Origin of the sequence: Methylocaldum sp., assembly GCF_039794385.1 — a bacterium.
Classification (GTDB): domain Bacteria; phylum Pseudomonadota; class Gammaproteobacteria; order Methylococcales; family Methylococcaceae; genus Methylocaldum.
In genome coordinates this window covers 1-22,527 of record NZ_JBDIVO010000023.1, presented here as the reverse complement: position 1 = coordinate 22,527, position 22,527 = coordinate 1, and the positions used below count along the sequence as shown (strand labels likewise).

The window sequence follows — 22,527 nt, the reverse complement described above, 5'->3', positions numbered from 1 at the left end:
CGCATACAAGTTTGCGCAATTCGGTTTCGGGCAACGCGAGGGATGATGCGAACTGGAAGTATTTTGGGCGTTCTCGTTTAGCATTTGCAGGGACGCGAATTAAGACCGTCCGATCCGGGTGCCAGTTCGCAGGGATTCGTCACCGGCCGATCTATCGGGGATTTTTTCTGGGCGAGGGAGTCCTCGGATTAGATGAAGAATTAGACCGCGCCATCCCAAGCAGCTAGGCCATAAATCGTTCTTGGCGATGATGTCACCCTTCGCCGCGTCCTGAACCTAGGGAAGCTCTGATTAAGTCCTTCGACAGGCCTGCCCTGAGCCGAGTCGAAGGGCTCAGGGCAGGCCTGTCGAAGGGCATGAACGGAATCCACTTATTCAGAGCTTCCCTAGCCCTTGGAATTATGGGTATGCTCTCATATCCAGCCACCGTGGAGCGGGTTAGGTGGTCGAGCCACTTACGGATGTTTTCGGAAATCTCACAAGCGCACGAACACCAGAATGTCCTTCGGCATCATGGAGAGTTAACTGCGCGCCACACAACTCTGCAATACGCTGGGCGATGGATAAGCCGAGGCCCGATCCCTCCTCGAACCCGGCCAGCCGATAAAAGCGACTCAAAACCCGCTCGCGTTCGGCGGAGGGAATGCCGGGCCCCTGATCGATGACTTCCCATCGCGTTCCCGCCGAATCCATGCGCGCCCGGATCGTTACCGTTTTACCCGGCGGGCTGTAGCGGACGGCGTTGTCCACCAGATTGCGCAGCAGCACCCGCAGCAAGGCTTCGTTGCCGCTGACCGGGATGGGATCCGTGGCCACGAGTTCCAGGGTGACCCCTCGACCGTGTGCCCAGGGACCGAGTTCGGCCAGAACGTCGCGGGCGATCGGCACGAGATCGCAGCGACTCTCGGGGTACGGCGAGGTTCCGGCATCCAGCCGAGCCAGGGTGAGCAATTGCTCGATCAGATGCGTCGCCCGGTCGCAGCCGCTTACGACCTTGTCCAGGGCGCGGAGGCGCTCGGCCTCGTTGGTCGCTTCCTGAGCGACCTGGGCCTGAGCCCGAATGGCGGCGATCGGGGTCCGAAGTTCATGGGACGCGTCCGCCGTGAATCGGCGTTCATGCTCCAAGGTTTCCTTCATCCGTTCGAACAGCCCGTTGATCCGGTCCACTAGGGGCCGGATCTCAGCCGGAGCCGGAGCCGGCTCTGCCTCGAGCGGTTCGAGGCGGCACGGATCGCGCGAGGCCAGCTGTCGAGCCACCTCCTCCAGGGGCTTGAGTCCCCGTCGGATCGCCAGCGCCAGAGCGACCCCCAAGAGCGGCAGGGCAACACCCAGCGGTGCCAGCAGATGGCCGGCGATTTCGCCGCTGATTGCGTCACGAGCCTCGATCTGCTCGGCGACCTGGATCAGGAACTCGTGCTCGTGCCCCCAGGTGCTGAAGACCCGCCAGCGCCGGCCTTCCGCGTCTCCGAAGCTGAAGCCCTCGTCGACAGAGGAAAGCCGGGTCGAAGGCGCCGAGACGGAATGTAGACGCAAGCGTTGTCCTCTTTCCCACACCTGGAAAGCGACGCGGCGAGCGTAGCGATGCAGTTGCGGTACGTGTTCGAGGTCAATTTCTTCGGCCTCTTCGGACAGTTGGGCCAGCAGGATGGCGGCGGATTGGGCCAGATGGGCATCCAGCAGCTCGTCCAATTCGTGCCGGGCCTGCCGATAGGCGGACGCGGTCACGGCGATCCAGGCGATCGCGACGGCAGACAGCACCCCGATCAGCAGCCGCGAACGGAGAGATGATGCCGCATGTTTCACGTCAAGTCCCTGGGCAGGAAGTACCCCACGCCCCTCAGCGTGACGATCACCTCGGGGGCGAGCTTGCGGCGCAGGTGGTGAATGTGTACCTCGACGGCGTTTGACTCGATTTCCTCATCCCAAGGGTAGAGGCGCTGAACGAGCTGCTCCTTGGACAGCACCCGGCCGGCCTCCCGGGCCAGTTCGTGGAGCAGCGCGAATTCCTTGCCGGAGAGCTCCACCGGTTGGCCTCAATAAGTCACGGCATGGGCGACCGGATCGACCGCCAAGGGTCCGATTTCGATGGCCGGAGCCGCCCGGCCGGCCGAGCGCCGGATCAGCGCTCTAAGGCGGGCGGCGAGTTCGCCGAGATCGCAGGGCTTGACCAGGTAATCGTCGGCACCGGCATCGAGGCCCGCGATGCGGTCCGCCACGGCGTCCCGGGCCGTGAGGATCAGCACCGGCACGGGGTCCTGGGCCACCCGGAGCTGCCGGAGCAAGTCGAGCCCTGCTAGTTTCGGCAATCCCAAGTCCAGCACCACCGCCGCGAACCGCTCGGTTTCCAGGGCCAGGCGCGCCGATACCCCATCCCGCACCCAGTCGGCCGTGAAGCCCGCCTGCTTCAGCCCGGCCCGGAGGCCGTCTCCGAGCAGCGCATCGTCTTCGACGATCAGGATTCTCATGGGTCGATCTTACTACGGACGGCCGGCGCGGAGGCGGATGGGATCAGTCGTCGTCCCGATCAGCCCGTTCCGCCCATCCGATCCGGTCCGCGGTGGCATGGCTCGCCTGGGGTTCTCCTCGGTTCAGAGCTCCGAACCCGCTCCACGCCCAGACCCCGGCCAGCGCGATCATGAGGAGCAGACCGACCCAAGTTTTGGCGCCGGGAATCGCGTCCCTCGCCTCGCCGTGTTTTTTCCCGGTCAGCATCGCCCACACGAGATTTTCGCGATGGACTACACTGCTGAACAGCACGCCCAGCACATGCACGATCACTACGGCCAGCATCCCGTTCGCGAGCCCTTCGTGCAACTCTTCCAGCCAGTCGCCGCCCAACTCCTCGTAGAGCAGCCACCCGGATACGCCGCTGGCGATGCCAAGCCCTATAAGCAAGAGAATGGCCACCGCACCCAAGGGATTATGGCCGGTGAAATGGGGCGGCCGACCACGAATGAGTCCTTTTGCATACTGCAGAACCACTCTTGGCCCGCGCACGAATTCGGCGAAGCGGGCGTAGCGCGAGCCGACCAACCCCCAGACGAGACGAAAGACGAGCAGTCCGAGCACGGTGTAGCCTAAGAGCACGTGGACATCGCGCCAGCGCTCGCTTTCGGCGGTCAGAAAGGCGCCGGCGAAGCTCAGCGCCAGCGACCAGTGGAAAAAACGCGTGGGCAGGTCCCACACCAAAATGCGTTGAGTCATGAGGTTACTCCCTGGGTAAATGAAGGGCGTGTTCCGAGTAATTTCCGCGCTCGGCGGCGGTGTGGCAGGCCTCGCAATGGGCGGGCGATTGGACCGTCGGAAGCTTCCAGGTCCGCTCCGGAATCTCCTCGTGCTCGTGCCGGAACCAGCGGGTTTCGGTGATGCGCAGCAGCGGCTGTCCGTCCTCGCCGAGCGTGGCCCGACGACGGGCCTGGGCTTCCAGATAGGCGGCGATGGGCTTCAGCGTGGCCGGATCCAGGCTGGCGTCGCTGCCGAAGTGGCGGTCGAGTCCGTTCAATACGGCCCGCCATGACGCCGCCGACAGCCGCCGCGCCGGATAGGGTACATGGCAGCTTCCGCACTCCTGCACGTAGATCGGATCGGGCGGTATGGAGACTTGTCCGCTGGCCTGGGTCAACCCGTTTGCGCCAAAAACGACAGTCGGAGCCATGATCATGCGAAGCATTTTCACGTATGACATGGCGTCCTCCTCAATGCCCGAGGCTCAGAAGATAGGTCAGCACGTCCCCCTTCTCGACGGCGGTGCAGGCGCGCTTCAGCACGTCGTTACAATTGCGCCGAAACCACTTGTCGACTTTCTTTGGACGTGTGAAGCGCTCCGGATGGGCCGAGGGTGCCAACGGCTCGATCCGTTTGCCGGTCACGGCGTGCCTGCCGGGGACAACCGGGTGGTCGGTGTGGCAGGTCGCGCAGCTCCAGTCACGGCCATGACGGGCGCGGAAAAAGACCTCGCCGCGACTGGCGGAGAAGGCGGAAAAGGCCGGATCGGCCTGTTGGGCCTCTGCGGCGAGAGCCGCCAGTAAATCCTGTGACGGCTGAGCCAGTGCAGGTCCGGAAACAGCGAGCAACAAAGGTAGCGAAAAGGTGAAACGCATAAGGGCACTCCGTCGGGATCGAATCGGAGTCCATGATGCGCGGCGAAGATTAAGCGAACCTTATGAACGCTGCCGACGACAAAGGATGCCGGAAACTGACAACCGTTCGAAGGGTGGAGAGATAATCCATCCTGGAAGTTCGTGTCACGGATGGGCGAAACGAATCTACCTTCGGGGCGCCGTGATATTCCTGTTTCACGTTTGAGGAGCCTTCCCGAGGAAGGCATGGGTTTATCTACCTAAGAGATCATGGAACGCCGCAAGCGCTGTCGCTGTTCCGATGCGCACGCGTTTGGCGTCCAGGAAATCCGGACAGGATAGGACGGATAGACGCGTGCTGACGGACACCTGAACATAGAGCTGCATGGTGTCTTTGTGGTGGTAAATGAATCGACCATTTTCATTCCGCTGTAACCGTTCTCAACCCCATGGTTCCTGATGGATGTTCTCGGTCCGTTCTCAGTGAATCTGGGCTCGTTCTCACGGAATGGGGTTCCGAGCAGCCGGATAGACTCAATGAATCCGGTCCCGAAACGGCGGATGGTCTCGGTTCCGGTGCGTTATGTTCTCAGGCCACTACATCTACACGTAGCCGATCGAAAAAACGCGGCCAGCCTGACGGGAGTGGGGCCTCAGCGTTTTCTGTCATATCGCGCACAAGGCGGACAATCCGACCTTACCCGCCAACCGCAGGGTATCCCCGCCGCGGTTTCTGTCGATTCAGTTTGCCGGCGGCCTGTGTTGTCCGCTCCACAGTCTCGAACCACTCCTCTCGCACCGTTCCCGGCGAGCCGATCCGTCCCCACTCCCGGATCAGCGCCCAATCGCCGAACAGGGTGGGTGTGACGGTGATTCGGTAGAAGCGGGCCATGTTGCGCTCGAGATCGATCCCGTTGAGATAGCTCGAGGTCATCGACGTCTCCCAAATCGTTCGGGGCGGCGACTCCGGTCCGGCGCCCACGGCTTCGGTCGCCAATCCGCGTCAGAACCGGGACGCCAAGCCGCCCACTCGCGCTGGAGGGCGGCGAGGGTATCGGCTTGGCGGCGCAGCAGATCCCGTAACTGCGCGGCGGCCTGGGCCTCGGTTTCGAGTTCCCCGATCCGGCGCTGCAGGCGTTCGATCCGGTCCTCGGCCGCCCGCTGGGCGGCGTCGCGCTCCTCCGCAATCCGTTGCAGATGCCAGGCATGGTCGGCCTCGAAGCGTCGCTCCAGGGTTTCGAGCGTCTTCGCGGCGGCCGCTTCGCGTTCGGCGAGCGTAGCGGTTTGCGTTGCGCGCTGGGCCTCGGCGGCGGCGAGGGCCTCGCGGAGGCCGCGCTCGCAGTCCCGCAGCGTCGCAAGTGCCTGATCCCGTTGCGCCAACTGGCCGAGCAGGTCTGTCCGCGCCTGTTCGGCCGCGCTCCGGTAGGCGTCCCATTCCCGGCGGATCCGGTCCACCTCGGTCCGGGCCGCGTCGGTTTCGGCGCGCAGCACCGTTCGCTCCCGTTCCAGATCTTCCCGCAGCGTCTCGAACTCCCGCCGCGCCTCCTCCTGCGCCATCCGGACCACTCCGGTGAGAGCCTGATCCAGCCGCGCATCGCGCGCCGGCTGAGCGGTGCGGGCGGCCGCCATACGCTCTTCGACCAGCCGCTCGAAATCCACATCGACCTTCCAGTCCTTGATCGCGCGCGAGATCACGACATTGTGCTGAATGCCGATCCGCTGGCCGATCAGAGCGACAGTGGGCTTCAGATGCTCCTTGAACCACAACTCCCCGCAGGCGGCGTAGGCGGCGTTGTAGGTGGCGATGGCGTCGCGTTTGCGGTCAGCGGCCATTGGCGCGGCCGGGGAAGGGCACGACGGTTCGTTCGAACGGGGCGCCCCCTTGGCTGATTACGACCTCGATTCGGCCGGATGCTAGGGGACGCCACCGGATGGCATAGCCGTGAAAACGTTGGACCCGGGGCGTCGGGGCGCGACGGGCGCCGAGCACGGCGTCGTGGACGAGGGCGCGCAGCATGGCGCAGGCGGCGGGGTCCCGATCGAAGGGCAGGGTCATGGGCAATCTCCGATAGACAGACACGGCTACTTATAACATAACATCATATCTAATACATAGAATATTATGAATGTAGTATGATGAAAATCATGAAAACTATTCTTTTCATAATTGACACGAAAGCGCTAGGATAAGCCCAGTCTGACGTCTGAAACCGCTGCCATGCCCCTGAATTCCACCGAAACCGCCCTCCTGCGCGGCTGGATCGAGCGCCTGCCGTATCCGGTTCTGGCCCAGCAGTACCTCGACACCGACGACGCCCTCGCCGCTCGCCAGCAGATCCGAACGCTGCGCCAGCGCCTCGCCGCCAAGGCCCAGCGCCTCGGCCGTCCCGAACTCGCCCCGCTGTTCGCGGACGAGCCGCCGATAGCCGGGCTGACCGCCTGGCAGAAAAAGGCCCACGTCGCCGTGGCTTGGGCGGCGTCGCGGCCGGAGCCGGTGCCGCAGCCCACCGATCCGGTCGACGCCTGGTTCGCCCCGCGCATCGCTCAGGCCCTCGTCGCGGCGGGACTCGCCCGCCTTGGGGACCTCCAGGCCGCCAGGACTGCCCACGGGCCGCGCTGGTGGCGGCGCTATCCCGGCGTCGGTCCCGCCATCGCCCGTACGGCCGAGGCTTGTCTTAAGACAATGCCGGGCGGGCTCCCGGCCGTGGCTGCGAGACCGCCGAGCGAGGCGCGCCATCCGGGCCTCAAAACCCTCTACATCGGTCACGAAGCCTTGGATGGGCGCCAGGGCGCCAATCGGGAACATCAACGGCGCTGCCGGATCGTGGCCGACACGGATCTCGAGGCGGTTGAAGCCTGGCTCTCGCTCTACGCCGACCGGCCCGGCACCCGACGCCAGTACCGGCGCGAGGTGGAACGGTTCCTGGTGTACTGCCTCCGCGAGCGCGGCAAGGCGCTGTCCGATGCCGACACCACCGATTGCGCGGCCTATCTCGGGTTTCTGCGTGAACCCCACCCCGACTGGCTCGGCCCCTACGGCGCGACCCGGGGCAGCGCCGCCTGGCGCCCGTTCCGCCGCGCCCTCTCGCCTGCCAGCCAGCGGCTCGCCCGGTCGGTGCTGGCGGCCTGCTTCGACTGGTTGGTGCGCCAAGCCTATCTCGAAGCCAATCCGTTCGATGGCCTGCCGCGATCCAGGCTCATGGTCGAGCGGCCGAATCGGGTCCTGACGCGAGCCGATTTCCGCTGGCTCTTGGCCTACGGTGAGGACGCCGCGCGACAGGCAAGCAGTGACGAAGACGCCCGCCGCTTGCGGCGCCTGGTCTTCGTCCTGACCCTCGCTTATGAAACTGGCCTGAGGCTCAGCGAGCTGGTACAGGCGACGACGGCGGACCTCGTCCGGGAGACGGTAGGGGAGGGCGATTACTGGTGGCTGCGGGTGACCGGAAAAGGGGGCAAGATACGCGAGGTGCCGGTCTCCGAGGCGCTCTTGGCCGCAATCGACGCAGAGCTGCGGGCGCGCGGTGAGAAGCCGGTGGGGGCGGGCAGTCGGCCGGTGCCGCTGGTCGGCCGGCTCCGGGGCAATGGAAAGGCGTTGACCGCCTCGGGGCTCTACCGCGCGCTGGTGGGCTTCGTCCGGGCGGCGGCCCGGGCGCGCGCTACCACAGACCCCGCCAGCGCCGCCCGCCTCGAACGCGCCACGACCCACTGGCTGCGCCATAGCTATGCCACCCACGCGCTGGAGGCCGGCGTGCCGCTGGAGGCGGTGCGGGAAAATCTCGGCCATGCCAGCCTGGCGACGACCTCGCGCTACGTGTCGGCCGAACGCGCGCGGCGCCACCGGGAAACCGTGTCGCGGCACCGCGCTACCCCGGAATCCCCGGAGTGAAAGACGCTTTCGGTTCAACCTGATCGATGAGACTATCCTGGGACCGGCCGGGCCAGCCATCCGTTCCGAAACCCACCCCGTGAGAGAGATACGACGAACCGATGAAAAGCATTGCCCAAGCAGCGCTGGAACTGAAACGATCCCGGCGCTATCGGCGCGCCCTCTGCGATGAAAGACGGATCGTGGGCGCTGAGAAAATCAATGGTACGTGGGTTTTGCCGGACGAGGTGATCATTCTGCCGCCCCAATCCAAATGGCGGAGCGAAAATCGGACCCGGTCATTCAAGAAATCATCGAGCCGTTTTTAGAACTCAATGTGCTCTGTTACTGTTCGAGAACGTTATTTCAAAACCCTATTACTGCTGGAACAGAATCCCATGCATCCGTCCTTGCGTCTGCATCCCCTGCAAAGACGGTTGGCGGGCTTGTATTCCGTTTCGATTTCTATGCAATACCGCATCACTCTGGAGCTGGAGATTAGGGAGCGGGACATCGTTTTCGTCAATGTCGGCAGCCACGGAGAGGTGTATTGAAGTAGATAACCTGCGACTTCAGTCGCGGGTAATTGGCAGCAGAAAGGGCCGTCCGATTGCCCGGCGGCCCTCTTGCAATCCATTCCGCATCCCAGCGATACGCCCGTCCTAGGCGATTTCCCTCTCCGCAAGCTGTTCCCCCTGCTGCGCGCAGCAGGGGGCGCTCCGGCTCAGTTGAGGGGCATCAAATAGTTCACGATCACCTGCTGCAGGAAGCCGCACTGCTGGTTGGCCTGCTGCACGTTCGGGTTCGACGTGTTCAGGTGCAGGTTGCCGTAGGCGTCCGTCCACCCGGCATCTACCTGCCAGCCGTCACCGTAGTCGAAGATCGTGGCGGTGACGATGTTTCCGCCCGACGAATAGCTCCACTGCTGGGCGTAACCGCCGCCGTTCTCCGTCCACCCGCTGCCGATCTCGTACGTGGTCATCAGCCACGAGTTATAGACGGTCGATTTGCTGAACGCGCCGGTGTAGCCCTGAGTATTGCCGAACCCGTCGCTTGAAAACAGGGCGTAGCAGAGGTCGCTGGGCGGGTACTCGGGAATGTCACTGGCGGCCTGGAGCCAGAACTCCGTGGCGGTCACGTACTCGCCGCGCAAGTGGCCGGGCTCCTGCACAAAGTCGGTGAACCAGACCGAAAGCTCATCGTCGGCCGATGCGATGTATTCGGCGCATTTGCCGGTCGGGGAGGTGACCTCGGCGATGGAGCCGCGCCACCATTGCTTGGTCGCGGGCGCGTTCTGGTAGGTGCGGCGCTGGATGGTGTAGAGCTGTCCGGTGATCGCGACTTGAAGGTTCAGGTTGAGCTGACTGGTGATCTGGTCGCCCATCTGGGTCCAGTATTCGTCGCCGTTAACTACGTCATCGGAGGCGTTGGCGAGCATGCCGAGCTGGGTCGTCTGCCCGCTGATCGGGCTGGTATAAACCTGCTCCCAGACCTGCTGCAGCGTCCCGTTCGTCTTGCTGTTCATGAGCGTGTCGTGGAGCGTGGACACGTAGGTGGCCGTCGCATCGGACGCCGCGCTGAGCATGGACTGATACGTTTCGAGCGTGGTCGGACCGCTGCCTCCTTTCGCATTGGCCGCGTCCTGCGCAGCGGTCATGGCGGTGCTGATCAGCGCCCCCACCGCGCCGCCGACGTCCGGGATCAGGTTCGCGGCGATCTGCACCGCGCCGAAGATGCAATCCGTCAGGATCTGGAGGCCGGGGTCTACGATGGGCGCCTCGTTGAAGGTGTCGTAGATGCCCGAGAAGTCCGCCAGCGCGTCGGCGGTCGAGACCTGGATCGTATTGAGCGTCTTGTTGAGCACTTTGAGCACCCTGTCGGCGTTAGCGTCGGTCGCCGCCGGGAGGGGGCCGTAATCGTATGCCGACAGCCCCATGATCCCGCGCGACGTCGTCCACTCCCAGGTCGGCCAGCCGGCGCCGAAGCCCTTCAACCTAGCTACCCGCATGACGGCATTGGCCCACACCGCCGGGTCCTGGAGGTTGCACAGCTTGCGCGGCTGGGCGAGCGACTGGAAGAGCAGTGCGTTGTCGGCGTCGTAGAACGTGATCGCCGGATAGCCGGCGCCGAATGCCAGCGCGGTGACGTTCGTGCCGTCGGACTGGAACGTGGGGATGGCCATCTGGTACCCCTGAGCCTTGGCCCAGCGCATGACCGCTTGCCCCCACCCGGCGACGTCCGTGGGATCGAACGACTGCAGGTCGGAGATCGGGATCGTCACGAGCGAAAGATCGGCGTGGTTCGAGAGAAGAATCACGCCCCAGGTCCCGTTGCCCACCTCCCAGGTGGGGATCGCGCCGGCGTAGCCCTGGGACTGTGCCCACGACATCACGGTCATCACGGCGTACCGCGCCATCGGCAGCGACGGATCGGGCGCATAGGGCTGTAACGTGGTCGTCGGGACGTCCTGCCACTGGAGCAACTGCACGGGCATCGGGGGCGTCGAGCATGGAGCGGGCAGGGTTAACGGTGGCGTTCATCGCGTTAGGTTCCTCTTTTACTGGTTATGGACCATCGTGGCGATCACGGCTGGTCGGGGACCCAAGGGAAGAAAGAATAGGAAATTCAATGGGTATGTCACCCATTCGAAAAAAGATAGAAGACAAAATTGAAGTTTCAATGGGCATGCCGCCCGTTCGGCTCGGAGGGATGCTCCCTGTGTCCAAGAGGAACCTTTGACGGTCCGTAGACTTGGATTTCGAAAAGTTCACAATTCTCGCGACAAGGAAGCCCGCGATTTCAATCGCGGGAAGAATTGCCGCACGCCAAAGGTTTCTTGAGTTATAGACGTAATACCTCAGCCTCGATACCGTGTTCTCACGGATGGCCTCGGTTGGATCGCGGTTATTCTTGGTGCGGCGATTGTCGTCGTGGTCATGTACAAAGCAAGGCTTGCTTTTGGGTTGCCACTTGGAGCTGGGCCACTGAAAGAACGGCGCGTCCAATTCTTAATGTGGATCGGAACCTCGCTCCTTTCGATTCCTATTGTTTTCTATTTCTCGATGGTCTTGATTGGGGGGATATTCGGAATAGCGCTGGTGATCTTCGGCAAGATGACGCCGGCTGAAGCACTGGCATATGCTTTTGCTTTTCACGGCAGGTATCCATCGCGGTGGCGGCAAGAAGGTGCATAACACAGCGCTACACCACTTTCGAGGAACTGAAGGTAGTTGCCGCGCGGAAGTAACTGAACAAAGAGCAAAACACTCTTTTGCCAAACAAAGAAGTAATACAGTATAACGAAATTCTGTAAAGTCACTTTACAAAAATAATTCCTTCACCCGCAAGCCGAATGTCATACGGTGATGATCTCACAACCAGGAGCTGCCGATCCTTGATCGCCTCACCCTGCGGCAAGTGTGGTGGCGAGGCCTTTGCCGCAATCCACGCCGTTCATATTTGCCAAACAAAAAAGTAATACGGTATAACAAAATTCTGTAAAGTCACTTTACAAAAATCATTCCTCACGGGAGGCATCATGCGCGTGCTCGCGATCGTTCAAAACAAGGGGGGCGTGGGCAAAACGACGGTAGCTCGTATTCTCACCGAGTATTTTGGCATGCAGGGTATTCGCGTTCTCGGAATCGATCTGGACCCACAATGCAACTTTTCCCGTCGTTTTCTAACGATGCAATTAGACCCGACCGATCCAGACGGTGTCATCCCCCCACTTCACCCCGACTACGACGAAAAAGAGGATCCTCAGTGGAGCGGACGCAGTGCGAGTGCCGACATATTCTATGAAGGCATGGTAGTCCCTTACGGCACGCGTTACGCGTCAGTCGATGTACTCCCAGGTCATGGTTCGCGACTGCGTACGGTTGAGCTAGTTCGGGCCGAAGAAGTCGTGACTCAGGTCCATGATCGACTTCGCCAATTTCTTTATCGTGACGATGTCCAATACTCATATGATCTGGTGATCCTTGATACATCGCCTTCGAAAGGACCCCTGACAGTAAGTGCAGTTCGGGCGGCCACTCACCTTTTGATTCCGACGACAATGGAACCTCAGCCAATTGAAGGTTTGTACGGCATGCTTCAGCTGTGGCGACGCGAACAGGCTAAACGAAAACCATCGGAAGCCCTCGCTATCTTAGGCATCCTTCCGAATATGTTTCGAAAGGGAGTCGCACTACACGAAGGACTTTTGGCGAGTCTACAAAACGACCAAGCGATCTCGCCGTTTCTTACGCCGTTTCATTTGGGCCAACGCATCGCATTTGCAGAGTCTGATCACGCCGATGCGGCACCGCCATCGGTATTCGAGCTATCTGCGAAAGACCCGGCGAGGAAGGAGGCCGACGAGTTAGGCCGGTACATCAAACACCATCTGGGGATATAGCAGTGACAACGAAGAAAAAGCGTTTCGGTACGCTGTCCGTCGTAGGCCAAGGTATATCTTCCGTCCTACGTAGCATGGACAGTGCAACCGACGGACTCAACATCGAACAACTCCCGCTTGACCGGATTGATCCCGATCCTGACAACCCAAGGAAACTTGGCCTGAATCGCGAAACATTCGCGCTTTATGCCAACGGACATCCCGTACCCGACACACTACAAATGACTTGGAATGCTTTGCAGGAGCTTGCAGTCAGCATCAAACAAATAGGTGTTCAACAAGCAATCAAGTGTTATAGGTACGGAGACCGGTTCCGCATCGCTTTTGGCGAACGCAGATTCTACGCCACCATACTTGCCGGACGTGAGACCATACCGGCCTGGATATTGGATGAAAAACCTAGATTGCTGAGGCGAATTCAATATGCCGAGAATGTCCTTCGAGAGGATCTAACGCCGTGGGAGCGTGTTTCCAATGTTATGGCGTTGATCGAGGAATACAAGAGAGAAGAAGGAAAAGACCTCACGTCGCGGGCATTGGCAGAGCTGCTGGGAATATCCCATACACAGGCCAACTCCTATTTGTCTATTATTCGTGGCCCAGCAGACGTTCAACAGTGGCTCAAAACCGGAACGGTCACCGCCATAGAAACAGCCGCGAATCTTGCTCGCATCGAAAACCCTCAAAAGCGTGATACGGCCGTTAACGCATTAAAGCAAGGGCGTGATCCAAAAGAGATCTTCGATTCTTTAAAGGGCAAGCCGTCTGACGAAAGGCATAGCGATACTCATGACAGCCATGATCACTTGCTTGTCTCGGCACGAGGGCGCCCCAAGACACATGTCTATCTTGGCCGGACTAATAACACGAATGTCGTCCGCAAATTAATCGCCGGTGTGCTCGGGGAAGCGGCCGTTCCCGATATCGATTGGACTGATCTTGGAGCTGTGTCGCGTCTATGGGCATCTTTTCTTGATTCGCTCGAAAAAGGTACTGACTGAATGCGGAAAGTTAGTTACCGGTTGCCGGCTCCTTTACTGGACCAAGTTAAGCATTCCGCACTCATTGTGTATGGCCCCAAGGGAAAGAGCAGATGGATCTGTGAGGCTATTAGAGAGCTAGTTGATGCCGATCCAGGATTGACCAAGGTCGGTCTCAGCGAAGCCTTGAGCGACAACGACGCTCTGGACATCGTTAATTTCGACGAGACGACCTGGGCTCTGTTTGAACAAGCCTGTCTTGTTGTCAGACGACAAGACCCGCTTTTCGAAGGAGTTCGTTCGGCGGTTATTCGTGCGGCCATTCGCCACCGTATCGGTAATCGAGTAGTGGAACGCTTGACGATCGATCAATAACGAGATATGAATTAAACTCGAATTTACAGTTCTGGTTTTCAGCAGAACGTTCTGCCTCGACGGTTCGCCGTTGAGGAAGACCTAGCTGGGGTCTCAAATAAAACAGCCCAGTACCAGCCGCGCGGGCCATCCCGCCAGGCTATCCAAAACCCTGTCCAGGGGGACACATACCCCTGCAGGGATTCCCATGTGCTTCCCTTTGGACGTGTCCGCCGGCGTTCCGCGCACCCCGGCTTTTCAACCTGTTCATGTCCCGCGCGCGGCGGAGGGAGCACTCATCATGTTGAATAAGGCACAACTCATCGGCCGTCTCGGTCGAGATCCCGAAGTCCGCTACACCGGCGAGGGCACGGCTATCGCGAATCTCGCGATCGCCACGTCAGAAGTCTACAAGGACAAGGAAACCGGAGAACGCAAGGAAAATACCGAATGGCACCGGGTCGTTCTATTCGGACGGCTGGGTGAAATTGCTGCCGAATATCTCAAGAAGGGTTCGCTCATCTATCTCGAAGGGCGCTTGCAGACTCGCAAGTGGCAAAAGGACGGACTGGACCAGTACACGACCGAGATCGTGGGACAGGAGCTGAAGATGCTCAGTCCCAAGAACGGTGGCGGAGAGCAGGTTCACGGTCATCCGGCGCAATCCGGCCATCGATCGGCCAAAAACGCTCCCGCCCCATCACCGCGTGGCGGCAGTAGTTCTAGGACACAGACGGGTTCGGCGTTCGACGATCTAAACGATTTCGATGACGACATCCCATTCGTCTCGGCGTTCGCCGTCGCTACCCGGCCGGCTCGCAAGATCGGACTCGTGACCTTCATCGAGAATCCGATCCTCCGTTAAGAACGGCCGGCGACCGAGCCGATTCGATCGATCACATTCCCATCTGGGGACACTTTGGTTCCCGATGGAGGCATGGTGTCCCCTATAACATCACAAGGAGATCAACCATGTCAGAAGCACATACGCACGCCCGGCTGCCGATGCCGGTGGAAGCCACTCAGGCGCACGGTTTGACCGTGCAAACCTGGAAACTTCTCACGGATGTCCTGTTCCCGACCGCCAAGACCCCGGCCGCCATCCTCATGGCACTGGACTATTGCAAGGCGAGGGGAATGGACGTGTTCAAGAGACCGGTCCACGTGGTACCGATGTGGAACGCCGCCCTGGGCCGCGAAGTCGAGACGGTCTGGCCCTCGATCCAGGAGATCCAGACCACGGCCTCACGGACCAAGGCCTGGGCCGGCATGGACCCGCCGAAATGGGGACCGGACCGGACGCACACCTTTAGCGGACGGGCGAAAAACTCGGACGGTAAATGGGAGGAGGTCGAGGCTACGGTGACTTTCCCTGAATGGTGCGAGGTGACGGTCTACCGGATCGTGGCCGGTAAGCGCTGTGCCTTCACCGAGCCGGTCTACTGGCTCGAAGCCTACTCACGCGCGGGCGGGAAGAACTCGGAAGTGCCGACCAGCATGTGGATCAAGCGGCCCCGCGGACAGCTGCACAAGTGCGCCAAGGCCGCCTCGCTGCGCGCAGCCTTTCCCGAAGAATGCGGCGACTACGCCGCCGAGGAAATGGAAGGCAAGGTGATCGACGATCCGGCGGCGGCTCCCGTCATCGAAGGGACGGCTACCCGGATCGAAGAGGACCCTGGCGAGACGGAGCCGCCGGCCGGGCAACCAGACGCGATCGATCCTTCGCAGATCAGTGACAAAGTCAAGCGAAAGACAGAGGCGCTGATCACCCGAGCCCGCGAGGCCGGGGCATGGCAGGCCGCTTCGGACTGGGCCAATGAGCACTACGGCGGTAGCGAGCTGACCTACGTTCTGACCGAGCTGAAGAAGGCCAGCCAGAACGGCGCAACACCACCGGTGCCGGACGGAACGCCACACGCCGCGTTCCGGCAAGCTCGCGAGTCCCTTGGAACGACGGGCCGCGCGCGTCGAACGGCTTAATTTTCTATTAACCCCAGATCGGGGCGTCATGCCCCGCCCGGGAGTCATGGCGCCCTTTTCATTGGAGGATGCCATGACAAAGGAAACCCTTAAATCACCCAACCAGCTCCCGCTCCACACGGACTGGGACCGTTACGAAACCCCGGCCGTCGTGCGCAAGCATGGGCGGCAGTTCCTGGAGCGTATCTGGATACAATCGGAGGGCGAATCTGCCTCGACGAGTTTCGAGCAGATCGCCCAAGCCTACGGCGCTCGGCTCTATGAGACCGACGACGCGACGCTTCTGTTTTTCGACGATGCGGAGCAGGCCGCGGCTTGCGCCCGCCGGTTGCGGAAGACGAGCAACGTTCTATCGATTGCCGCCCAACTCAGCGTGCAAAGAGATCGAGTCGACGCGCCCGTTCGCGGCTGGAGGTCGGCATGAAGATCGTGGATCTGGCGCAACGGAGCCCTGAATGGCATGCCTGGCGCCGCGCCGGGGTCACGGCCTCGGACGCGACCGTCTTGTTGGGATCGCCCTACAAGACGCCTTGGCGACTGTGGGCCGAAAAGACCGGCCGGCTCCTTGAACAGGACCTGTCCGGCAATCCCAACGTCCAGCGCGGCATTCGGGAAGAACCGGAAGCGCGGCGTCGCTACGAGGCGCGACATGATGTCCTTTTGCTCCCGGTTTGTGCCGAATCGACGGAAGAACCGATCGTACGGGCCAGCTTCGACGGTCTGACCGACGGCGGTCGGCCGGTCGAACTCAAAGCGCCTACGGAAGACAACTTCCGTGACGCGGTGGCGAACGGCGTCCAGTCGGTGCTTTACCAGCTCTACTACCCGCAGGTTCAAGCCCAGATTTACGTGTCGGAATCCGATCTCGGGTACCTGACACTCCAATGCGACGATGCCTTTCTCGATCTTGAAGTGCCCCGGGACGAGGACTGTATCGCCCGGCTGGTGGAGGCCGCCCGGCGCTTTTGGGAGTGCGTCCGAACCGGCACGGAGCCACCATTGGAGCCGATGCGCGATCTGTACATCCCGAGCGGGCCCGACCTGGAGGCGTGGTTTCGCCTGGCCGCCGACTACCGGCAGTTGAACGAGAAATTGGCCAGTTATGCGGCGGAAACCAAGGCGATCGAAAAAGCGCTGGCCGAGCTGCAGCGGCAATTGGTCGAGATGATGGGGGAGTTCGCGTTCGCCGAGTCATCGGGTATTCGGATCAGCCGCTGTCTCCAACAAGGCGCCATCGACTACAAGGCGGCCGTGACGGAGTTTCTGCCTAATCTGACCGAGAACGATCTGAAGCGATTCCGAAGAAAACCCTCTGAGCGCGTTCGGATCACCGTCAGGGCGGAAGACGACAAGCGAACCGAAGTGCCGTTCGAGCCGGAAGCCTTGAAAAAGGCGGCCGAGGTCGATGCCTGGTTCTGATGTCGATAGTCCTTAATTAACCCTAATCAAAGGGGCGTATTCATCATCCAAAGGTTGTGATGCGCCCCCTTTGAGTTGGAGGCTCTTCGGATTTTGGTGTGTGGAGCCTTAAATCAGAGGCATAACAACTCTTTCATAAAACGGATCATGGTGTGTTTATGAGCGAGAAGCTAACAGAAGACCAATTGCAGACATTGAGACATATGCTTGGTATTGATGATCCCTCCTTGCGCGATCCGAAGCCATATCGCGACTACTATTGCGCAAACCGTAGAGACCAACACCTGCAGAAAATGGCCCAGATTGGCGTGGTGCGGTTGTATAGCCAGCAAGGCGGCTACGATTGGTACTGTACAACCGAGAAAGGTCGAGCGGCTGCGATTGAAAGTCATAGACGAATTCGCTACCCCCGCAGGAAACGGGTGTATCTGAAATACCTGGATATCAGAGACATCACCGGTTGCACATTCAAGCAATTCCTAACAGAGCCGGAGTATGCGGAGTGCCGACGTACGGCATAACATCCAGCCCCACATCACCGTAGGCTCACTGGAATAAAAACATTCGCCCCAACCTCGGTTGGGGCTTTTCCCCTGTCCTTGCCTCAGCGAGGTCAGCGGAAAAGCCGATTCGTTCAGACGCTCGTTTCCGCGAGCGTTGACCCCTGCCTTTGGGCAGGCGTTCCGCCTCCAGGCGGCGGGGAAGTCAATCTTCTCCGCGCCGGGTGCGTCAAGCCCGGTAATTCAACCGCTGCGGACTGACAACGCCGCAGTTTTTCATCAACCCCCAAGGGGCGCTATGCCCGGAGGGGGCGTGGCACCTCTTGGATGTATTGGGAGGTTGCCATGACCCGAGAAATGATCAGCAGTTTGATTGGTTTCCTGATGCTTCTCGCGACGGGACTGTCGCTGCCACCAGAGACCGAGGACCGGTTCTGGATGTTCGTGCGGACGTCCATAAACGTCCTGGCGAACTGATTGTTCGAAACGCCGACCTGATGCAGTTGCACCAAGCCGCGCTTGCAACGTGCTGTTTGACCACCCGCCCAGGGGAGATAGTGCCCCTGATGGGGGACGTGTCTCCCCTGATTTTTTAGAAGGAGGCACGACATGAAAGAAGTGTTCAAGATTATTCGACGCTTTTGCTTGAATGCTACAGACCACGAGTTGATCGAAAAACTCGATGCGATCGATGCGGTTTTGGACAGCTCCGACGAGGATCTCAGAACAGGTCTTATTCGGGTGGCGGACCTTCTCCGCGAAGAACTCCATGCGCGCCGCAAGGCCGCCCGTCTGAGTCGCAAAGGATAAGCCGTAAGCGCGCCTTCGGCTCTAAGGCAGCAAGTGTTTGCCCAAGCAGCCGCATATCGTTCCTATGAAAGGCTTCGATAGCAACCTGCTCCAGTGACTCTCGTTGCCCATCGATTACTGTCAAATCAACCATCTGATTCTCCTCCAACGAGGCAAGTAAGTTTTTGCAACCCACTCAGGGGAGATTCTGCCCCTGGGGGGACATGTCTCCCCTGATTTTTTCAGCAGGAGACACATCATGAAACGAAGCGACACCCGTTTTTCAAGAATGGCCGCCCGTATCGCCGCCGAGGACCAGATCCTCGAGATGGCGACGCTCAAACCCGCCACGGTCGCGGGTGTGCTGGTGCAGCAGCCGGATGTTTTCCGGGAACTGAACGACGACCTGGCCAGGACCATCGTCTTGTCCTTGCTCGACCGCGGCCAAGCCGAAACGCTCCGCCAACTTTTGGGGCTCAAGGCGATCGGCCGCCGCAAGTCCGCCCTGCTCGCCGAGCTACTCCTTAGGGATGCGTTCCGCGAGTAGCACGGCTTGCAGCAAACGGGACGCCGGACCCTCGTCCTCGTCCCGCCACGCCGATGCCGTCTTTTCCAGCGCGGCATTGTGCTCCTCGACTGTCTGGGGCGGCTTCAGGACGCCGGTCATGGCCCGAAAGGCCTTGAGCTCGTCTTGCGTCAGTCTGAGGTGATTGCCCAATTTGATCATGGATCGCTCCGGGTACGGTGTTCCATCGCGTCATCGTACCGCAGCGTCTATGTTTAGCAACCCCGAAGGGGAGGTTCATGTCCCCTTGGGGATCATGCGCCTCCCCGCCGGGTGAAATCCTGAAATAGGAGGAACGATGTACCAAGCCTTTTCCATTGCCGACACCTTCGGCATCCAGGCTCCGGCCAAGCTGACCGTCGAAGGCTTCGCCGACGGCGGCCATCCCAAGATCCCGGTCAAACGGGAGTACGTGTTCCGCAGGGAACCGCTGCGGGATGTTTTGGCGTTCCTGAGCCAAACCCATGGCGACGGGCTCTATGTGACGGGTCCCACCGGGTCCGGCAAGACCTCGTTGGTCACGCAGATCGCCGCCCGGCTGAACTGGCCGGTGGACGCGGTCACTTGCCACGGCCGGTTGGAACTGAACGACCTGCTCGGCCAGTTCACACTGGTCAACGGCAACCTGCAGTTCGTGCATGGCCCCTTGGCCCAAGCCGTTCGCGACGGACACCTCTTGATCGTGAACGAGATCGATCTGATGGACCCGTCCGAACTGGCCGGGCTCAACGACGTCCTTGAGGGCCAACCCTTGGTGATTCCGCAGAACGGCGGCGAAGTGATTCGTCCGCACCCGAAGTTCCGCCTGATCGCCACCGGCAACAGCGCCGGCGGCGGGGATCAAAGCGGCGTCTACCAAGGCGTGCTGCGGCAGAACCTCGCTTTTCTGGACCGCTTCCGGTTGATTGAGATCGGCTATCCGGAACCGGAATTGGAAGACGCGGTTCTCGCAAAGACGGTGCCGGCCATCCCGGCCGTCATCCGGGACAAGATGATTCATGTTGCCAACGAGGTGCGAAAGCTCTTCGTCGGCAGTGAGGAGGGACCGGGAATGCTCAGCGTGACGATGTCCACACGCGGACTCATCCGCTGGGCGTCGCTAACGGTGGCATTCAAGGGCGCGCCTAATGCCCTGGAATACGCCTTGGACCGGGCCTTGACCTTGCGGGCCGAGCCCGAGCAACGGCTGGCGATCCATCGGATTGCCGCCGATGTTTTCGGGGATGATTGGCGGAGCACGTGACCGTGATGGAGACGTACGACTTGTACCGATTCACGTATCCGAACGGGGCCAGCAAGGACTGGGCGATCCGGCGCAATTCGGACGATACCATCACGACCCGTTGGGGTCCCACCGGACCGACCCTGCCACAGATCAGCACCCGCCGTCGGGACAAAACGGCCCTGGAAAACGCCAAGCGGCGCAAGGGATACGTGCATGTCGGTCAGGTGCGGATCGATGATCAGGGCAAACTCCAGCCGGTCGAGATGGATGCCCAAGAGACGCCAGTGCCAGCCCCACCCGAGGTTCGGACCGAAGCGTTCTACTGGCGTATCAGAATCGACCGATCGGTGCCGCGAGCGCAATTGCTCGATTGGGGCCGAGCGGTGGCGAGTGCGGCAGACGATCTGGCTATGGCATTCCGACTCGATCGGAGCGACCACGCCGAATTCGAACCCGGGGTTATCGGCCACTGGCGAATTCCGGGGACCGGCGCTTCCGGGGCAGGCCAAATCGGGCTGGACCAAGGCGTTATGCCTGTGCTGGTTCTGATGAGCCTCAAGCAACGGGCGCCCGACGGCGTGATGGTTTCGATCGCGACCGAGGACGGTCTCGAAATCGGGACCGATCTCCGAACGGAAACCCCGGTGCTGGCCCAGTTCGGTACCGATCTGGAGAACGTCAGGCCCATGGCTGAAGCGCTGGGACTACTTCAGCCGCGCATCGATCTAGCGGAAATCATTCAGACGGATCAGGACCACTGGTTCTGATCTTTCTCGTAGCCCTTAAGGGGAGGCGATCCCCTTGGGTAGAGCCTCCCCTTTTTTTAAGTCGATGGCTCTTTTGGAGGACCGTATGAACCCTGAGATGCAGCAGTTTCAAGAGGAGCACGGCAAGCCGCTCACCTTCGGCATGGCCGTGGAAGTGAAGGAGAGCACGCCCTATGCGTGTGACTGGCGCGGCACGTTTCTGGTGACCGGCATCTATTGGGATCCGCGCAACCAGGAGATGAACATCACCATCGCCGGCGACTGGAATGATGGTGGCCATGACGGATGGAAGCCGTGCGACCTACGGCCTGTTGCCATCTAATTTCAGGCTCAGTGGCAGGTGAAAAGAGCGCTGCCACGAGTTGATGTTCCAGGCGATCGCGCCCGCCGTGAACGACCTTGGACGTCATGATCATCTCCGGTGGTGGCTGGATTCTTTCAGCTTACACCCGAGGACTATCCAATCAACCCCGAAGGGGCGCATCGATTCGCCCCTGAGGCAAGGTGCGTTCCTTCTCTTTTGGAGACTGCACCATGCAAGAGACCACGATGATTCTCGACCGCCTGCGGGTGGTTAAAATCGACGCCCATATTTGGGGTGGCCGCAAGAAACTCCACAAGGAGGATCTGATCCTGGCTCACGGCAGCGTGCTGCCGCCCGAGGATCTGGCCTCGCTGGGATCGAAGAAAATCGCTGATCCCACAGAGCTCGCGGTGTTCAACCGCCTCAAGAAGGAGGCCGAGCGGGTTTGCCTCAAGGTCGGTACGCGCTTTCTCGGCGGCTTTGCCATCCCGGAAGGCTCGCTCGACTCGATCCGGTCGGAATTGGAGCAGATTGCCGTGAGATTTCGGGAGGCCCGGGCTGAGTTCCTGGCTCGGTACGATCAAACTATCGACGCCTGGATCGCGCGACATCCCGGTTTCGAACAGGCGATCCGCCGCGCCGTGGATCCCGTCGAGGTCGTCGCCGCCGGGCTCCGGTTCGATTACATTATCTACCGGGTGTCACACCCGGAGTCGACGGAAACCGGAGGCGCAGCCGAGTCGTCGCTCGACCGCAAGGTCGGCTCGTTGAGCGAAACCCTGTTCCGGGAAATCGCCCAGGACGCCAACGACCTGGTCGAGAGCTCCCTGTTGGGACGCCAGGCGGTCACCCGCAAGGCCCTGAGTCCCTTCAAACGGATTCGGGACAAGCTCAATGGGCTGGCGTTCCTGGATCATCGGGTCCATCCGGTCGTCGCAACGCTTGATGATCTCCTGGCCCGCATACCAAAAACCGGCGCACTGGATGGGCCATACCTCAGCGAGATGATTGCGACCGCCCTGTTGCTGTCCGACCCCGACAAGATCAAGCGTCACGGGGAAGGGCTGACGCAGATACCGGAGCTGAGCCTTCCGATGAATCACGGGAGTGCTCCGGCTTCGGTTCCGGGTGAGGATCGCCCAGCCGAATCGGTATCTCCGGTCATCGACCACTTCAGTCTGTTCGATGATCTCGCGGAAGAGCTGGAACCGGACGCGTCCTCCATTGAACCCGAGCCGCTGGATTCCGTTCCGGAGCCTTTGGTGACGACCGCCACGGCGGATGACTGCTGGTTCTAA

The 22,527-nt window shown here is 60.9% G+C and carries 30 protein-coding genes; 19 read left to right on the top strand and 11 right to left on the bottom strand.

Features of this window, described 5'->3' with window-relative positions:
* Positions 1-438: 438 nt before the first annotated feature.
* The 9 genes from ABJK70_RS03905 to ABJK70_RS03865 form a co-directional block, all read right to left on the bottom strand.
* Positions 439-1,803, bottom strand: coding sequence for an ATP-binding protein (locus ABJK70_RS03905; RefSeq protein WP_156881381.1), 1,365 nt, complete (start codon positions 1,801-1,803; stop codon positions 439-441).
* Positions 1,800-2,024, bottom strand: a complete 225-nt coding sequence (locus ABJK70_RS03900; RefSeq protein WP_347257429.1) for a helix-turn-helix domain-containing protein — start codon at positions 2,022-2,024, stop codon at positions 1,800-1,802. Before ABJK70_RS03900 ends, ABJK70_RS03905 begins: the two co-directional genes overlap by 4 nt.
* A 9-nt stretch (positions 2,025-2,033) precedes the next feature.
* The gene (locus ABJK70_RS03895) at positions 2,034-2,465 is read right to left on the bottom strand and encodes a response regulator (protein ID WP_347257428.1); all 432 of its coding nucleotides are present in this window, start codon (positions 2,463-2,465) and stop codon (positions 2,034-2,036) included.
* Positions 2,466-2,508: 43 nt separating this feature from the next.
* A complete protein-coding gene (locus ABJK70_RS03890) occupies positions 2,509-3,204 on the bottom strand; it encodes a cytochrome b/b6 domain-containing protein (protein WP_156881383.1) in 696 nt (231 codons plus the stop codon).
* Positions 3,205-3,208: 4 nt separating this feature from the next.
* On the bottom strand, positions 3,209-3,685 hold the full coding sequence (locus tag ABJK70_RS03885; protein WP_347257427.1) for a diheme cytochrome c: 477 nt from the start codon (positions 3,683-3,685) through the stop codon (positions 3,209-3,211).
* A gap of 10 nt (positions 3,686-3,695) precedes the next feature.
* On the bottom strand, positions 3,696-4,100 hold the full coding sequence (locus ABJK70_RS03880; protein ID WP_156881385.1) for a DUF1924 domain-containing protein: 405 nt from the start codon (positions 4,098-4,100) through the stop codon (positions 3,696-3,698).
* Positions 4,101-4,776: 676 nt separating this feature from the next.
* On the bottom strand, positions 4,777-5,013 hold the full coding sequence (locus ABJK70_RS03875) for a WGR domain-containing protein (RefSeq protein ID WP_210024133.1): 237 nt from the start codon (positions 5,011-5,013) through the stop codon (positions 4,777-4,779).
* On the bottom strand, positions 5,010-5,912 hold the full coding sequence (locus ABJK70_RS03870; RefSeq protein ID WP_156881387.1) for a hypothetical protein: 903 nt from the start codon (positions 5,910-5,912) through the stop codon (positions 5,010-5,012). Before ABJK70_RS03870 ends, ABJK70_RS03875 begins: the two co-directional genes overlap by 4 nt.
* Positions 5,902-6,159: a hypothetical protein gene (locus ABJK70_RS03865; protein WP_210024135.1), complete on the bottom strand. Its 258-nt coding sequence runs from the start codon at positions 6,157-6,159 to the stop codon at positions 5,902-5,904. The genes ABJK70_RS03870 and ABJK70_RS03865 overlap by 11 nt, the downstream gene beginning before the upstream one ends.
* A 138-nt stretch (positions 6,160-6,297) precedes the next feature.
* Here ABJK70_RS03865 and ABJK70_RS03860 point away from each other — a divergent pair, with 138 nt between their 5' ends.
* The 3 genes from ABJK70_RS03860 (at position 6,298) to ABJK70_RS03850 (ending at position 8,498) form a co-directional block, all read left to right on the top strand.
* Complete coding sequence (locus ABJK70_RS03860) at positions 6,298-7,965, top strand: tyrosine-type recombinase/integrase (protein ID WP_347257426.1); 1,668 nt, start codon at positions 6,298-6,300, stop codon at positions 7,963-7,965.
* A 101-nt stretch (positions 7,966-8,066) separates the two neighbouring features.
* Positions 8,067-8,273, top strand: a complete 207-nt coding sequence (locus ABJK70_RS03855) for a hypothetical protein (RefSeq protein WP_086132960.1) — start codon at positions 8,067-8,069, stop codon at positions 8,271-8,273.
* A gap of 69 nt (positions 8,274-8,342) precedes the next feature.
* Entirely contained in the window at positions 8,343-8,498 is a 156-nt protein-coding gene (locus ABJK70_RS03850; protein WP_156881389.1) for a hypothetical protein, read from the top strand.
* 170 nt (positions 8,499-8,668) lie between these two features.
* Here the strand turns inward: ABJK70_RS03850 and ABJK70_RS03845 are convergent, their stop codons facing one another.
* The gene (locus tag ABJK70_RS03845; RefSeq protein ID WP_347257425.1) at positions 8,669-10,438 is read right to left on the bottom strand and encodes a hypothetical protein; all 1,770 of its coding nucleotides are present in this window, start codon (positions 10,436-10,438) and stop codon (positions 8,669-8,671) included.
* Positions 10,439-10,874: 436 nt separating this feature from the next.
* Between ABJK70_RS03845 and ABJK70_RS03840 the strand changes: the two genes are divergently transcribed.
* The 12 genes from ABJK70_RS03840 (at position 10,875) to ABJK70_RS03785 (ending at position 18,915) form a co-directional block, all read left to right on the top strand.
* On the top strand, positions 10,875-11,138 hold the full coding sequence (locus ABJK70_RS03840; protein WP_210024352.1) for a hypothetical protein: 264 nt from the start codon (positions 10,875-10,877) through the stop codon (positions 11,136-11,138).
* 344 nt (positions 11,139-11,482) lie between these two features.
* Positions 11,483-12,346 carry a ParA family protein gene (locus ABJK70_RS03835; protein WP_086132957.1) on the top strand — a complete coding sequence of 288 codons (864 nt, stop codon included), beginning with the start codon at positions 11,483-11,485 and terminating at the stop codon, positions 12,344-12,346.
* Between the two features lie 2 nt (positions 12,347-12,348).
* Positions 12,349-13,347: a ParB/RepB/Spo0J family partition protein gene (locus ABJK70_RS03830; RefSeq protein WP_086132956.1), complete on the top strand. Its 999-nt coding sequence runs from the start codon at positions 12,349-12,351 to the stop codon at positions 13,345-13,347.
* Positions 13,348-13,701, top strand: coding sequence for a hypothetical protein (locus tag ABJK70_RS03825; protein WP_086132955.1), 354 nt, complete (start codon positions 13,348-13,350; stop codon positions 13,699-13,701). It begins immediately after the preceding gene.
* Between the two features lie 280 nt (positions 13,702-13,981).
* On the top strand, positions 13,982-14,545 hold the full coding sequence (gene ssb / locus ABJK70_RS03820) for a single-stranded DNA-binding protein (protein ID WP_086132971.1): 564 nt from the start codon (positions 13,982-13,984) through the stop codon (positions 14,543-14,545).
* Positions 14,546-14,652: 107 nt separating this feature from the next.
* Positions 14,653-15,660, top strand: coding sequence for a phage recombination protein Bet (bet, locus tag ABJK70_RS03815; RefSeq protein WP_347257424.1), 1,008 nt, complete (start codon positions 14,653-14,655; stop codon positions 15,658-15,660).
* Positions 15,661-15,733: 73 nt separating this feature from the next.
* Positions 15,734-16,084, top strand: coding sequence for a hypothetical protein (locus ABJK70_RS03810; protein WP_086132953.1), 351 nt, complete (start codon positions 15,734-15,736; stop codon positions 16,082-16,084).
* A complete protein-coding gene (locus ABJK70_RS03805; protein WP_347257423.1) occupies positions 16,081-17,079 on the top strand; it encodes a lambda-exonuclease family protein in 999 nt (332 codons plus the stop codon). The genes ABJK70_RS03810 and ABJK70_RS03805 overlap by 4 nt, the downstream gene beginning before the upstream one ends.
* 158 nt (positions 17,080-17,237) lie before the next feature.
* On the top strand, positions 17,238-17,600 hold the full coding sequence (locus tag ABJK70_RS03800; protein WP_086132951.1) for a hypothetical protein: 363 nt from the start codon (positions 17,238-17,240) through the stop codon (positions 17,598-17,600).
* A 324-nt stretch (positions 17,601-17,924) separates the two neighbouring features.
* Positions 17,925-18,056: a hypothetical protein gene (locus ABJK70_RS03795; RefSeq protein ID WP_280860329.1), complete on the top strand. Its 132-nt coding sequence runs from the start codon at positions 17,925-17,927 to the stop codon at positions 18,054-18,056.
* 132 nt (positions 18,057-18,188) lie between these two features.
* Positions 18,189-18,389: a hypothetical protein gene (locus tag ABJK70_RS03790; protein WP_156881393.1), complete on the top strand. Its 201-nt coding sequence runs from the start codon at positions 18,189-18,191 to the stop codon at positions 18,387-18,389.
* Positions 18,390-18,627: 238 nt separating this feature from the next.
* Positions 18,628-18,915, top strand: coding sequence for a hypothetical protein (locus ABJK70_RS03785; protein ID WP_086132949.1), 288 nt, complete (start codon positions 18,628-18,630; stop codon positions 18,913-18,915).
* Here ABJK70_RS03785 and ABJK70_RS03780 read toward each other — a convergent pair.
* A complete protein-coding gene (locus tag ABJK70_RS03780; protein ID WP_086132948.1) occupies positions 18,886-19,095 on the bottom strand; it encodes a hypothetical protein in 210 nt (69 codons plus the stop codon). The genes ABJK70_RS03785 and ABJK70_RS03780 overlap by 30 nt on opposite strands.
* Before the next feature lie 136 nt (positions 19,096-19,231).
* Between ABJK70_RS03780 and ABJK70_RS03775 the strand changes: the two genes are divergently transcribed.
* The 4 genes from ABJK70_RS03775 (at position 19,232) to ABJK70_RS03760 (ending at position 22,527) form a co-directional block, all read left to right on the top strand.
* On the top strand, positions 19,232-20,176 hold the full coding sequence (locus tag ABJK70_RS03775) for an AAA family ATPase (protein ID WP_086132947.1): 945 nt from the start codon (positions 19,232-19,234) through the stop codon (positions 20,174-20,176).
* A 2-nt stretch (positions 20,177-20,178) separates the two neighbouring features.
* A complete protein-coding gene (locus ABJK70_RS03770) occupies positions 20,179-20,925 on the top strand; it encodes a hypothetical protein (RefSeq protein WP_139840975.1) in 747 nt (248 codons plus the stop codon).
* An 85-nt stretch (positions 20,926-21,010) separates the two neighbouring features.
* Positions 21,011-21,247, top strand: a complete 237-nt coding sequence (locus tag ABJK70_RS03765) for a hypothetical protein (RefSeq protein WP_086132945.1) — start codon at positions 21,011-21,013, stop codon at positions 21,245-21,247.
* 212 nt (positions 21,248-21,459) lie between these two features.
* Positions 21,460-22,527 carry a DUF3150 domain-containing protein gene (locus ABJK70_RS03760; RefSeq protein ID WP_156881394.1) on the top strand — a complete coding sequence of 356 codons (1,068 nt, stop codon included), beginning with the start codon at positions 21,460-21,462 and terminating at the stop codon, positions 22,525-22,527.